Here is a 12,834-nt window from a genome sequence, read left to right on the forward strand (position 1 = left end):
AATCTGGCGCACATTTTACCCATATGTACGGCATCAGAGAAATGCATTTCAGGCGATTCCGTTTTTTGCTGGCGCGATTCACCTGTGCGTATTTTTTTTATTCTTTGTTAAGATTGTTGCGTTCGTTTTACTTCACATAAACATGCAGGGAACGGGTTATGAAAACGTTAGGTGAATTTATTGTCGAAAAGCAACACGAGTTCTCCCACGCAACCGGCGAGCTTACTGCTTTGTTGTCGGCGATAAAGTTAGGCGCCAAGATCATCCACCGCGATATCAACAAGGCCGGTCTGGTCGATATCCTGGGTGCCAGCGGTGCTGAAAACGTCCAGGGTGAGGTTCAGCAAAAACTCGACCTGTTCGCCAATGAAAAATTAAAAGCTGCACTGCGAGCACGCGATATCGTGGCGGGGATCGCCTCCGAAGAAGAAGATGAAATCGTTGTTTTTGAAGGCTGTGAACACGCGAAATACGTGGTGCTCATGGACCCTCTGGATGGCTCCTCTAACATCGACGTTAACGTCTCTGTGGGGACGATCTTCTCCATCTATCGCCGCATAACCCCGGTTGGAACACCGGTCACCGTTGAAGATTTCCTGCAGCCGGGCAGCCAGCAAGTCGCTGCCGGCTATGTGGTGTACGGCTCCTCGACCATGCTGGTCTATACGACCGGCTGCGGCGTTCACGCCTTCACCTATGACCCTTCGCTTGGCGTGTTCTGCCTCTCCCAGGAGCGCATGCGCTTCCCGGAAAAAGGCAATACTTACTCCATTAACGAAGGGAACTACATCAAGTTCCCGATGGGCGTGAAGAAGTACATCAAGTTCTGCCAGGAAGAAGACAGCGGAACCCAGCGCCCGTACACCTCGCGCTATATTGGTTCACTGGTGGCGGATTTCCACCGCAACCTGCTGAAAGGCGGTATCTACCTGTACCCGAGCACCGCCAGCCACCCGGAAGGCAAGCTGCGTCTGCTGTACGAATGCAACCCGATGGCGTTCCTCGCGGAGCAAGCGGGCGGTAAAGCCAGCGACGGTAAAGAGCGCATTCTGGATATCGTCCCGACCAGCCTGCACCAGCGCCGTTCTTTCTTCGTCGGTAACGACCATATGGTTGAAGACGTCGAGAACCTCATCAAAGCGTTCCCGGACGCCTAAGCATTCCCTTCCCCTCCCGTCCGGGAGGGGATATCCGCTAGCGATGTGCCGAACCGCTCACCCGCGTGACCGGTGAGTTCTGGCGGTTTTCCCACAGCACCGTCAAACCACGCTGCAGCGCGATAAAAATAAACAGCAGAATGCCGATGGCAATTTTCGTCCACCACGAGCTCAGCGTGCCGTCGAAGTTAATGTAGGTCTGAATCAACCCCTGAATCGCCACGCCGAACAACGTCCCCAGCACCGTTCCCACGCCGCCGCTTAGCAGCGTACCGCCAATCACCACCGAGGCAATAGCATCCAGCTCCACGCCGACCCCGGCGAGCGCATAACCGGCCTGGGTGTAGACCGAGAACACGATCCCCGCCAGCGTCGCCAGCCCGGTGGAGAGCATATAAATACGAATGGTGGTGCTGCGGGTCGAAATGCCCATTAGATTGGCCGAGGTGGCGCTGCCGCCAATGGCATAAACCTCATTGCCGAAGCGAGTACGGTGCGCCATAAATATCCCCGCCACCACCACCAGCAGCATCAGCAGCCCCATCGCGCTCAGACGTCCACCGCCGGGGATCATCCACGCCAGGTCGGACAGCGTGTCGTAGACCGGATGGTTAATCGGGATCGACTCCTCAGACACCAGATAGCTGACGCCACGCAGAAAGAACATGCCGGCGAGGGTAATGATAAAGGCCGGAATTTTCAGCGCGTCGATCAGCAGCCCCATAAAGGCACCAAACGCACAGCCCATCAACAGCACCAGCGGAAAGGCCAGCAGCGGGTTGATCCCCCAGCTGCCAATGGCTTTTGCCAGAAACACGCCGGTGAAGGCGATCACCGACCCGACCGAGAGATCGATTCCACCAGAGAGGATCACAAAGGTCATCCCGACGGCAATGATGCCAAGAAAGGCATTATCAGTCAGGATGTTGCAGATAACCCGCGTCGAGGCAAACCCGGGAAACTGGGTCAGGCAATAAAGGTAGCCCAGCACAAACACGGCCAGGGTGATCATCAACGGTAAATTACGTTTTATCATGGCCGCGCACCCCTTTAAGTAAACCAATAAAGCGCGGTGACTGGACGATCAGCACGCACAGTACCACCACCGCTTTTACGACCTGATTCATCTCCGGCGGGAAGCCCGACAGCAGGATCCCGGTATTCATCCCCTGGATGATCAACGCGCCCACCACCGACAGCAGCAGGTTAAAGCGCCCGCCCATCAGTGAACCGCCGCCGATCACTACCGCCAGGATCGCGTCCAGCTCCAGCCACAGTCCGGCGTTATTGGCATCGGCGCCACGAATATCCGCCGCCACGATCACCCCGGCGATCGCCGCACAGATGCCGCTCAGCACATAGGCCAGCATCACGACGATCCGGGTATTCACCCCGGCGTTTTTCGCGGCCCGAATGTTGATCCCCACCGCTTCGATAAACATGCCCAGCGCCGTTTTGCGGGTGAACAGCCAGAACAGCAATAACGTCGCGGCGGCAATCAGGACTGGCGTTGGCAAGAGCAGCAACGAACCGCTGCCGAGCCACGCCAGGTGCGGTGAATCAAAGGTGACGATCTGCCCGGCGGTGATCAACTGCGCGACGCCGCGCCCGGCCACCATCAGGATCAGCGTCGCCACAAAGGGTTGGATCTTGAGGATCGCCACCAGAATGCCGTTCCACAGCCCCGCCAGCGCCCCTGCCGCCAGCGCGGTCAGCAGCACCACCGGCAGGGCGTGCCCGGCGACGGTCATCGAGGCCGCCGTGGCACCCGCAATGGCCATCACCGCCCCCACCGACAGGTCAATCCCGCCGGTCGCGATAACCAGCGTCATGCCGATCGCCAGCAGCGCCACCGGCGCCGCGCGGTTGAGAATATCAATAGGGCTGCCGAACAGGCGCCCGTCCTGCAGCACAATCTGGAAGAAGTGCGGGGCCACAAGGCTATCCACCACCAGTACCAGCACCAGGGCGATAATTTGTGGCATGCCTTTCGGCCAGTTGAAGCGCCGTTTTGGTTGACCGGTTTGGGGAAGAGATCCTGGCATCATGGGTTACTCCTTATGCCGCAATAGCGTTCATGATCGCCGGGACGGAAAGCTCCGCCAGCGGGATCTCCGCGACCTGCTTGCGATCGCGCATAATAATCACCCGGTCGGCGTAACCCACCAGTTCTTCCAGCTCCGAGGAGATCACCAGCAGCGCCAGACCATCGGCGCACAGGGTTTCAATCAGGCGAATAATCTCCGCATGCGCGCCGACATCAATACCGCGCGTCGGCTCATCGAGGATCAGGAACTGCGGTTTGGTCAGCAGCCAGCGGGAAAGCAGCACCTTCTGCTGGTTGCCGCCGGAGAGAAACTCGATCGGCTGTTCCGCGCTGGGCGTGCGGATCCCCAACTGGCGGATAAAGCGTTCGGCAATGTCATTTTGTTCGCGCCGTGGAATCGGTCGTAACCAGCCGCGCTGAGCCTGCAGCGCCAGCACGATATTTTCCCGCACCGATGCCGCAGCAATAATGCCGTCGGTTTTACGATCTTCGGGGCAAAAACCAATCCCCAGACAGGAAGCCTGATGCGGCGATCGCAGCCCCTGCGGTTTACCTTTGATCCACGCCGTTCCGCTGTCCGCCGGTTTAATCCCGAAGATCACTTCGGCAGTTTCGGTGCGCCCGGACCCCAGCAGCCCCGCCAGGCCGACGATTTCGCCGGGGCGGACTTCGAGGTCAAACGGCGTAATAACGCCCTTCTTGCCGTAGCCGGCAAAGGCAGCAACCGGCTTGTCACTAAGCAGAGTACGGCCCGCGCGGTGCAACGCATCATGCTCCAGCTCGCGGCCAAGCATCATCTTCACCAGCTCAATCTGCGGCAGCTCGCGGGTTTCCCGACAGCCGACAAACCCGCCGTTGCGCAGGACGGTGATCCGGTCACTGACGGCATACACCTGGTCGAGGAAATGGGTGACGAAAATCAGGCTGACGCCGTCATCGCGCAGCTGGCGCATCAGGGTGAAGAGCATCTCCACCTCCTGGGTATCCAGACTGGCGGTAGGCTCATCGAGGATCAGCACTTTCGCCGACAGGTCAATCGCCCGACAGATGGCAACAATCTGCTGCATCGCGACCGAAAATCGGTTCAGGGGTTCGCGCACGTCGAGGGAGAAACCGTAGGACTCCATCAGCGCGGTGGCGCGCCTTTCCATCTCTTTGCGCCGCAGCAGGCCAAAACGACGCGGTTCACGGCCGATAAACAGGTTATCCGCCACCGACATGTTCGGTAGCAGGTTAACTTCCTGATAGACCGTGCCGATCCCCAGCTGCTGGGCATGTGCGGTATTTTTCGGCGATATTTCCTGCCCTTCCAGCCAGATCGCCCCACGATCGGCGTGATAGACGCCGGTGAGGGCTTTAATCAACGTCGACTTACCGGCCCCGTTTTCACCGAGCAGGGCCATGATTTCACCGCGTCGCAGGTTAAAATTGACGTTATCCAGCGCTTTGACGCCTGGGAAAAACTTGCTGAGCCCTTCCGTGCGAAGGATTTCCTGATGTGATTCGCCGTTCATGATCTCCCCTCACCTTTACCCTCTCCTGATGGGAGGAGAGGGGGCTCAGCCGTACTGTCGCTATCGGGAAAATCCCGGAGGCGGCACTGCGCGCCTGTCCGGGCTACCCGGTCCGTAGACGGCGGTAAACCTGGATCCCGGTAAGCAGAGCGCCACCGGGAACATGGCCTGTTTGAGCTACTCAGTAGCCCATATCTTTCTTCTTCTCTAACTCTTCTTTCGCCGTGTCCGGCAGATACAGCGTCGATTTGGTAATGGTCAGCTTCTCAGGCAGCGTGCCGTCTTTCTTATATTTCTCCAGCGCGTCAAACGCTGGCCCGGCCATATTTGGCGTCAGCTCGACGCTGGCATTCGCTTCGCCGGCCATCATCGCTTTATAAATATCCGGTACGCCGTCGATAGAGCCGGTCAGAATATCTTTGCCCGGTTTCAGACCCGCCTCTTTAATGGCCTGGATGGCGCCAATCACCATGTCATCGTTGTGCGCGTAAACCATGCAGATGTTCTTGCCGTTGTTCTCCGCTTTAATAAAGCTCTCCATAACCTCTTTACCTTTGCTGCGGGTAAAGTCGCCGGACTGCGAGCGGATAATCTTGATGTTCGACGCCTTCGCTATCGCTTCGGCAAAGCCTTTCTTACGGTCAATCGCCACGCTCGCGCCCACGGTGCCCTGCAGCTCAACGACGTTACACGGCTTGCCGTCGACTGTTTTCACCAGCCAGTCGCCAATCAGCTGACCTTCCAGCACGTTATTAGCGGTGACGGTGGTCATGTAGAGATCTTTGTCTTTAACATCAATCGAGCGGTCGAGCAGGAATACCGGGATTTTGGCCTGTTTGGCTTCTTTCAACACCGGCTCCCAGCCGGTCGCAACCACCGGAGCGATAAAGATGGCATCGACGCCCTGAGCAATAAAGGAGCGGACGGCTTTAATCTGGTTTTCCTGTTTTTGCTGGCCGTCGGCAATCTTCAGAGTGATACCGCGTTTCGCGGCTTCCTCTTTCGCCACGTTGGTTTCAGCGGCACGCCAGCCGGATTCAGACCCGACCTGTGAAAATCCTACGGTCAGAGGGGCAGCCATTGCCATAGACGACATAGCTGCGGAAACTGCTGTGACAAGGAGTAAGCGCTTCCACATAAAAAGATCCTCGTAGGGTAACGTTGAGTGAAATCGTCATCTGCGGACAAACTATAGACAACCCGTGATGTAACTGAATGCGTTACATCACACTTCGAAAAAGTAAATTAAATGTTAAAGAGCGGGGTTTATGGCAGTTGAGAGCGGATAAGGCTTCGCGCAGGGCGCGGCCACCGACGTACGCGGTGAAATTTTACCCATCTTGAGAAATCAAACAGATACAATGTAAACGGTTACATTAATTTATTCAGGATGCGGCTATGTTTATGGATTTTCAGGTCGTTTTTTGCGGGAAAATTCAGACAACCGGACGCTGTGCGGAACAAAAAGAAGCGAAGACATTCGATGTGAGTTGGCTATAATACCCGGCACTTGTTTGCCATACATTTTAAAGGAAACAGACATGAGCTTACTCAACGTACCTGCGGGTAAAGATCTGCCGGAAGACATCTACGTCGTGATCGAAATCCCGGCGAATGCAGATCCTATCAAATACGAAGTCGACAAAGAGAGCGGTGCACTGTTCGTTGACCGTTTCATGTCCACCGCGATGTTCTATCCGTGCAACTACGGTTACATCAACCACACCCTGTCCCTGGACGGTGACCCGGTAGACGTGCTGGTCCCGACGCCGTACCCGCTGGAGCCAGGCTCTGTGATCCGCTGCCGTCCGGTTGGCGTTCTGAAGATGACCGACGAATCTGGTGAAGATGCGAAACTGGTTGCCGTACCGCACACCAAGCTGAGCAAAGAGTACGATCACATCAAAGATGTGAACGACCTGCCAGAACTGCTGAAAGCCCAGATCACCCACTTCTTCGAGCACTACAAAGACCTCGAAGCGGGCAAATGGGTTAAAGTTGACGGTTGGGACAACGCTGAAGCGGCTAAAGCTGAAATCGTTGCTTCCTTCGAGCGCGCTAAGAAGTAATTCTGCCGCACTCAGGTTAGCGAAAAACACCGCCTCAGGGCGGTGTTTTTGTTTCTGCCACGGGCCTCTTTCCCGGGTGGCGGCTAACGTCTTATCCGGGCTAAAAAAAACAACGCCACCCGAAGGTGGCGTTGTCGTTATTAATACTGGTCTCTGTCTAACCAGTTACCGCTCTCTATCAACGTAAAGCCCTCTACGGGCCGCTGATAGACATACATCCACGCACTGCCATAAGGCGTCTGGATCAAGTGACGTGCGTATTCACCGCCTTTGGTGCGCAGCGCATCCAGTTCGGCCAGCGTTGATGCGTCAATACGATACACTTCACCATGTACTGTGCCATTGCCCGGCACCGCGCCTGGATAGTGGCCCAGACTGTACAGCTGATAATCGTTGACACTATGATCGCCCAGCCACTGAGCGTTAGTCATCCAGTGGCTGTTGCCTTGTTTGCGTCGTAAACTGCCGTAAACAAATATTCGCATTGCTAAAACTCAAACTGATAGAGCAAATCGAGAGCCTGGTCTACGCCAGACACCGCTTCCATATATAGCTTAGGCATCAGACGATAACGTAGAGTCAACGTCGCCAGGGAGTCAAAGATACCGACCCCATATTTTACCTGCAGACCTGGCAGTACATAGCCGCTGACTACGACCTGGGAGGAGTCACCTACCCCCTGGGTATCCAACGCCAAATTGCTTACGCCAAACGTCTCGCCGATTTTACCCACAACCTGACCACTTTGTGCAACCCCCAGGCCAACAAGCATTGATGTCATCGCTGCTCCATCACCCTGTTCGCTACTCAATCCCTGGCCACGCAGCAGGTAAGAAAGTGCTTCTTGTTGCGACATGGCCGGGTCAGAGAAGATTTCTGCCTTCGGCTGATCGGCCAGACCGGTTACCCGCACCCCGGCCACAACGTCATCTTCTGTCGCATCCGGGTTACGAATCGCTTCGATGTTCAGCAGCGGCTGATCCGGTGGCCCGGAGAACAACAGCTCCCCTTTACGCACGATCAGATCCTGGCCGTAAGCGTGGAAACGACCTTCCGGAATATTAATCTGCCCGTTCAGACCCAGACCTTGTTTATCCTGGGCAACTTTCAGATCGCCGGTCAGACGGGCCTTCAGACCAAAGGCATCCAGGCGCACGTTGTTGCCAACATGAATGGTCAGATTGCTGTTGATCGGGATCCCGGCGCTCTGCGGCTTGACCGGCTGCAGATCGTTATTCAGCATCACCTCGTCCGAAGAGACCCCAACAGCGCTTTCCGGCACCTCATTGACGACGATACGCGCCCACGGTACATCCACGCTGCCATCCAGACTAAACAAGCTTGGCGTGGCGGTAAAGACCACGTCAGGCGATACGTCGAGGCGCACCATCGGCGGCACGGTAATACGGACCCGGCTGCCCTTCGCCGCAATCTGTGCCCGCCAGTTGTCAATCTGGGTCCAGTCGGCATTACCGCTCAGGCTAATCTGGCCCTGTTTGGTATTTACCGTGCCCTGCAGCGTGGAACGGGTGCCGTTGAAGTTCATCGCCAGCTGGCTCGGCTGCATATCAAACGGCATAAAGTTACCGTCAATATCGATACCGCCCAGTTGCATCTGACCGAACAGCTGCGGGCTTTGCAGATTGCCACCAAGACGCAGGTGCGCGTTAAGCTTCCCATCCGCCTTCTCTCCCCGCGAGAAGATAGGGTTAATCATCGCCAGCGAGAAGTTGTTGATATTCACATTCCCGCCGAGGTTACGCCGCCCCTGCGGATCGCTGATCTGGACCTGGCCATCCAGCTGACCGTTGTTGGTCAGGCGAATCAGCCAGCCGAGCTCGGCGCGGTTGTTATGCAGGTCGGCGGTAAGGTTCAGGGTATCAAAGGCCACCGGCAGCGGCGCGTCGTTGACCACCTGCGTCACTTTTACGTTGCGGCCGTTAAGCGTTACCTTGCCCTGCGGCAGCCCCTCTTTGGTGGTGTCCCAGCTGACATCGGCATTGCCGCTAAACACGCCGCTGGCCTGAGTCGCCTCCGGCATAAACGGTTTCAGCATCGCCAGGTCAAAGCGGTTCAGATTCACAACCGCCCGCCCGCTGGCTCCCGCATCAATAGTTTGCGGCACGCACAGCTCCGCATTCGGGTTGCTCCAGCAGTGCGGCCCGATACTGATTTTTTGCTCAAGGTTGCGATAATCCAGCGCGATGTTGCGCGTCAGGGAGACCGGCCCGACCGGAGTCTGGAAGCGGGTATTACTCAGCGTCCCCTTCCAGCGCTCCTCTTTGCGGTCGAAGCTTCCCGCCAGCGACAGCTGCCCGGAAACCGGCTCGCCCTGGACTTTCAGCTGCAGGTCATGTTGCTTCTCGTTACCTTTGGCGTTCAGCTGCACCAGGCTGATATTGACCCCTGGCTGGCTGATACGGTCTACCCGCACATCCAGATTGCCACCAATCTGGTCGCTGGACTTCACATCACCCTTCACATTGACCTGCGCTACCGTCAGTTCCTGCCAGCGCAGCGCACGGGCGGTGATATCAGCCAGCAGCTGCGGCGCGTCGACGGTACCGCGGACTTTCAACAGCCCTTTCGCCGTGCCGCCAAGGCCCGGCAGCGCATTATCCAGATTCGGTGCATCAATGGTGGCGTCGAGGTTCAGATCTTTGACCCCCAGCTCACCCTTCACGTCGGCGCTGTTCTTACCGAGTGCCAGATGCAGGCCGGGGATTTTCCACTGCATGTAGCTGTTGCCCTGCAGGGAGCCGCTGACGTCGACCTTATTCTGTTTCACGTTACCGGTGATTTTCAGCTCCGGAACCGACATCTGCCAGCTCCCGCCGTACAGGCTACCCTGGGTTTTGATCAACCCGTTCAGTTTTGACGGCCAGTCCGGCACCTCTTTGGCTGTGTTAATGCCGTCGAGCTTCAGCTCACCGCGCCAGCTGATCGCCTGCTGCCAGTCCAGCAGCGCCTTCAGCTCGGTTTTCCCTTCCAGCGCCGCCACCGTCAGCTTATCGAGGTTAAGCTGCTGTTCGTTCCCTTTGGCGTTGAGGGTGATCTTCGCCGGCGGCAGCGACTGCCCCTTCACCGCGGTACTGAACGCCATGGTGTAGTCGGTCATCTTGCCGTTAAATTTCAGCAGTACGTCGTCGGCCTGGAACTGTTTTTCGCCGCTAAATGGCCAGTACAGCTGCTTGCTCTTCAGCTCCATATTCAACGGCAGCCCGGCTTCCGCCAGCTGTGCGTCGGCACGCAGTGTCATAGCGACGGAGCCGGCTAAATCTACGGCAACGTCCAGCTTTTTACGCACCTCGCCGCCGACTTTCAGCGTCACCTTCTCGCCTTTCAGCGGATCGATGTTCAGCGTGCTGTTGAGGGTGATATCGACCGGCCAGTTATCCTGCAGCTGCGCGCTACCCGAGGCGTTGACTTTGCCCTGATCGGAATCGACATCCAGCGCGTCCAGCTTCATATGTCCGTCGATGCTGCTGACTTTCAGCAGCAGGCTGTAGACGGTCATGTCGGTATCGCCGGTGACCCGCAGCTGCTCGCCACGGAACTCCTGAATATTCAGATTCAGCGGCAGATGCACGTCGGCCATTTCCGGCAGCACCGGCTTCGAGAAGAGATCTTTCATCGTCTCGCCGAGCGGTTTTTCTTGCGGCTGCGGGTTGTCAATCTTCGGCTCAACCACCTGCTCCTGCGCCACTTTCGCCACCTTCGGCAGCGCAATCAGCAGCCCCTGCAACGAGGTCGGGGTCAGGGTCAGGTTCTTCTCCTGCCAGTTCAGGCCGGTCGAGAAGTCCCGCACCGACACGGCGGTGTTATCAATCTTGACGTTCACGTTTTGCAGCGCAATACGGCTCAGGGTGATGGGATACGGCGTCGAGAGATTCAGCGGCCCCGTGTCTTCTTCTTCCACTGGCGCAGAAGGCGGCATTTTGCTGGTATCGATCGCCACATAGATATCGCGCAGCGACAGGTCATTCACACACAGGCTGCTATCCCACAGGCACCGGACTTTGACCGCCAGGTGGAACTGCCCGGCCGTGACCGCCACGCCCGGTTGTTCAAAGCGCACGTTTTGCAGCGTCAAATCACGCCAGCCGCCGGTGACCTTGCCGATCTCCAGGCCGGGAACCCAGCGGTCCGCCGCCTTCAGCACCAGATGCAAACCGCTGGTCGTACCGACCAGGAACGCCACGGTCCCCAGCAGCAGGACCACAAAGATCAGTACTCCGAGGCTTATTTTCTTCCATAAACTCATAATTCAGGCCCCAGACCGATGTAAAACTGTAAACCATGCTCGTCTTTATCGCCGACCGGCGCGGCAATATCCAGCTTGATTGGGCCAACCGGCGACTGCCAGCGCACGCCGACCCCGGCACCGGTTTTAAAATCACTCTTACGGATATCGCTCACCGCTTCGCCGCTGTCGACGAACACGGCGCCCCACCATTTTCCGCTGACGTTGTATTGATACTCCAGCGAGCCGGTGGCCAGCTTGGAGGCACCGATTAACTTGCCATCGTCATCTTTTGGCGAGATCGATTTGTATTTATAGCCGCGGATGCTGCGATCGCCCCCGGCGAAGAAGCGCAGGTCCGGCGGAACTTTGTTGAAGTCATCGGCTTCAATCCAGCCGAGATTGCCACGCACCACAAAACGGTGGCGGTCGTAGAGCGTACGGATCCACACATCCTGCGCCTGCGCGACAATGAAGTTAATATCCGAGCCCCACATGGTGTTGGAGTAGTCCACCGAATAGCGCTGAGAATCGCCCCAGGTCGGCATCAGACCGCCGCGCGAGCGGGTACGGTTAACCGACACGCCAGGATAGATAAGCATCGTGGTGTTGGTCACGTTGGCCTGGGTAAAGTGGTCGAGACTCCAGCGCAGGTTGATGGCGCGCTGCCAGCCGCTGGAGAGCTCCCAGTAACGCGATACCGCCAGCGTTGAGGAGTCAGCTTTGGTGTCGTTGAGGTCCGTGCGCTTAAAGCCCCCCTGCATCAGGTAATACTGTTCAAGCGGGTTTTTTAACAGTGGGACTTTGTAGCTAAAATCGAGCTGCTGTTCCGGTGCGGAGAGGCTGAGGCTGGAGGTCAGGCTATGGCCATAGGAGTTCATCCATGGCTTTTTCCAGGTTGCTTTGACCCGCGGACCGACGTCAGTCGAATAACCAACCCCGGTTTCAACGGTGTTCTCTTTGCGAGGCGAGACCACGCCGTGCAACGGCAGCACTTTGGTCTTACGTGATTTATCAAACTCCGGCGCCACCACCACCGAGCTAAACCAGCCGGTAGCCGCCAGACGGCGGTTAAGCTCAGCCAGATCCTCAGAGGTGTAGTAATCCCCTTGTTTAAAGGGCACCAGGTTTTGCAGATATTCGTCGCGAATTTGCGACCCGCTGAACGTCACATCACCAAAACGATAGCGCTCACCGCTGTTGTAGTCGATATCCCAGAACGCCTGGTGACGACCAAGCGCGATGCCAAGCTGGCTTTTATTGAATTCGCCGTCGAAATAACCTTTGCGCAGCGCAACATGGGTCAGGGAGCTTTTGAAACCGTCATAATCGCCTTGATTAAGCACGGTGCCGATGGCCGGGCGTTTTTTGAGTAAATCCAGATAGTCACGGTCAGTCCGTGCCCCACCGCGCAGAATCACCTCCGTGCCGCCAATGCGCACGGGTTCACCGGGCGTGACCTTCGCAATCAGCACCTGTCGGCCTTTTTTCGGTGGCGGGCGGAGATCGAAGTCGATCGTCGGCTCGTAGTAGCCCAGGGCTTTCAACCCTACGCGAATGGCATCATCCACACGCGCACGAAATCGACGATCCGGCGTAACTTCATCGCTCTGGATCGTAGAAAGTTGAGCCCGGACGTTTTTTTCCAGCTCTCCGGACAACCCCTCAACCTGCAAACGCACGTTTGCGGCGCTAGCGACCCCGCTGACCAGCAAAAGGCTGGTGACACATAACTGGCGGATTTGTAGCACATTTTCTCCTGAATATCCTTGTTTCCCCCCGCAGGAAACGAAAGCGCCGTTCC

9 protein-coding genes are annotated in these 12,834 nt (G+C 57.1%); 2 read left to right on the top strand and 7 right to left on the bottom strand.

The window, feature by feature from the left end:
- Window positions 1–158 precede the first annotated feature (158 nt).
- On the top strand, window positions 159–1,157 hold the full coding sequence (gene fbp, locus ACMYSP_RS10120) for a class 1 fructose-bisphosphatase (protein WP_434586615.1): 999 nt from the start codon (window positions 159–161) through the stop codon (window positions 1,155–1,157).
- A 37-nt stretch (window positions 1,158–1,194) separates the two neighbouring features.
- Here fbp and yjfF read toward each other — a convergent pair whose 3' ends face one another.
- From yjfF to ytfQ, 4 genes are all read right to left on the bottom strand, one after another.
- A complete protein-coding gene (gene yjfF, locus ACMYSP_RS10125) occupies window positions 1,195–2,193 on the bottom strand; it encodes a galactofuranose ABC transporter, permease protein YjfF (RefSeq protein WP_434586617.1) in 999 nt (332 codons plus the stop codon).
- Window positions 2,180–3,205 (bottom strand): galactofuranose ABC transporter, ATP-binding protein YtfT, encoded by a 1,026-nt coding sequence (gene ytfT, locus ACMYSP_RS10130; RefSeq protein ID WP_434586618.1) that lies wholly within the window; start codon window positions 3,203–3,205, stop codon window positions 2,180–2,182. The genes yjfF and ytfT overlap by 14 nt, the downstream gene beginning before the upstream one ends.
- A gap of 10 nt (window positions 3,206–3,215) precedes the next feature.
- Window positions 3,216–4,718, bottom strand: coding sequence for a galactofuranose ABC transporter, ATP-binding protein YtfR (ytfR, locus tag ACMYSP_RS10135; protein WP_434586620.1), 1,503 nt, complete (start codon window positions 4,716–4,718; stop codon window positions 3,216–3,218).
- Window positions 4,719–4,899: 181 nt separating this feature from the next.
- Entirely contained in the window at window positions 4,900–5,856 is a 957-nt protein-coding gene (gene ytfQ, locus ACMYSP_RS10140) for a galactofuranose ABC transporter, galactofuranose-binding protein YtfQ (protein WP_434586622.1), read from the bottom strand.
- A 403-nt stretch (window positions 5,857–6,259) separates the two neighbouring features.
- Here ytfQ and ppa point away from each other — a divergent pair, with 403 nt between their 5' ends.
- A complete protein-coding gene (gene ppa / locus ACMYSP_RS10145; protein ID WP_004098041.1) occupies window positions 6,260–6,787 on the top strand; it encodes an inorganic diphosphatase in 528 nt (175 codons plus the stop codon).
- Between the two features lie 140 nt (window positions 6,788–6,927).
- Here the strand turns inward: ppa and ACMYSP_RS10150 are convergent, their stop codons facing one another.
- From ACMYSP_RS10150 to tamA, 3 genes are read right to left on the bottom strand one after another with little or no spacing between them, the layout of a single operon-like run.
- The gene (locus ACMYSP_RS10150; RefSeq protein WP_434586624.1) at window positions 6,928–7,272 is read right to left on the bottom strand and encodes a gamma-glutamylcyclotransferase family protein; all 345 of its coding nucleotides are present in this window, start codon (window positions 7,270–7,272) and stop codon (window positions 6,928–6,930) included.
- Between the two features lie 2 nt (window positions 7,273–7,274).
- A complete protein-coding gene (tamB, locus tag ACMYSP_RS10155) occupies window positions 7,275–11,051 on the bottom strand; it encodes an autotransporter assembly complex protein TamB (protein WP_434586625.1) in 3,777 nt (1,258 codons plus the stop codon).
- Window positions 11,048–12,781, bottom strand: a complete 1,734-nt coding sequence (tamA, locus tag ACMYSP_RS10160) for an autotransporter assembly complex protein TamA (protein ID WP_434586626.1) — start codon at window positions 12,779–12,781, stop codon at window positions 11,048–11,050. The genes tamB and tamA overlap by 4 nt, the downstream gene beginning before the upstream one ends.
- Window positions 12,782–12,834: the final 53 nt, after the last annotated feature.

It is taken from the genome of Klebsiella sp. R390 (assembly GCF_051131745.1).
GTDB lineage: Bacteria > Pseudomonadota > Gammaproteobacteria > Enterobacterales > Enterobacteriaceae > Klebsiella.

Excerpts from the sequence above, each read along its gene's own strand:
- ppa (WP_004098041.1), top strand. The coding sequence starts at position 6,260 with ATGAGCTTACTCAACGTACCTGCGGGTAAAGATCTGCCGGAAGACATC.
- ytfT (WP_434586618.1), bottom strand. The coding sequence starts at position 3,205 with ATGATGCCAGGATCTCTTCCCCAAACCGGTCAACCAAAACGGCGCTTC.
- yjfF (WP_434586617.1), bottom strand. The coding sequence starts at position 2,193 with ATGATAAAACGTAATTTACCGTTGATGATCACCCTGGCCGTGTTTGTG.
- ytfR (WP_434586620.1), bottom strand. The coding sequence starts at position 4,718 with ATGAACGGCGAATCACATCAGGAAATCCTTCGCACGGAAGGGCTCAGC.
- ytfQ (WP_434586622.1), bottom strand. The coding sequence starts at position 5,856 with ATGTGGAAGCGCTTACTCCTTGTCACAGCAGTTTCCGCAGCTATGTCG.
- fbp (WP_434586615.1), top strand. The coding sequence starts at position 159 with ATGAAAACGTTAGGTGAATTTATTGTCGAAAAGCAACACGAGTTCTCC.
- ACMYSP_RS10150 (WP_434586624.1), bottom strand. The coding sequence starts at position 7,272 with ATGCGAATATTTGTTTACGGCAGTTTACGACGCAAACAAGGCAACAGC.
- tamB (WP_434586625.1), bottom strand. The coding sequence starts at position 11,051 with ATGAGTTTATGGAAGAAAATAAGCCTCGGAGTACTGATCTTTGTGGTC.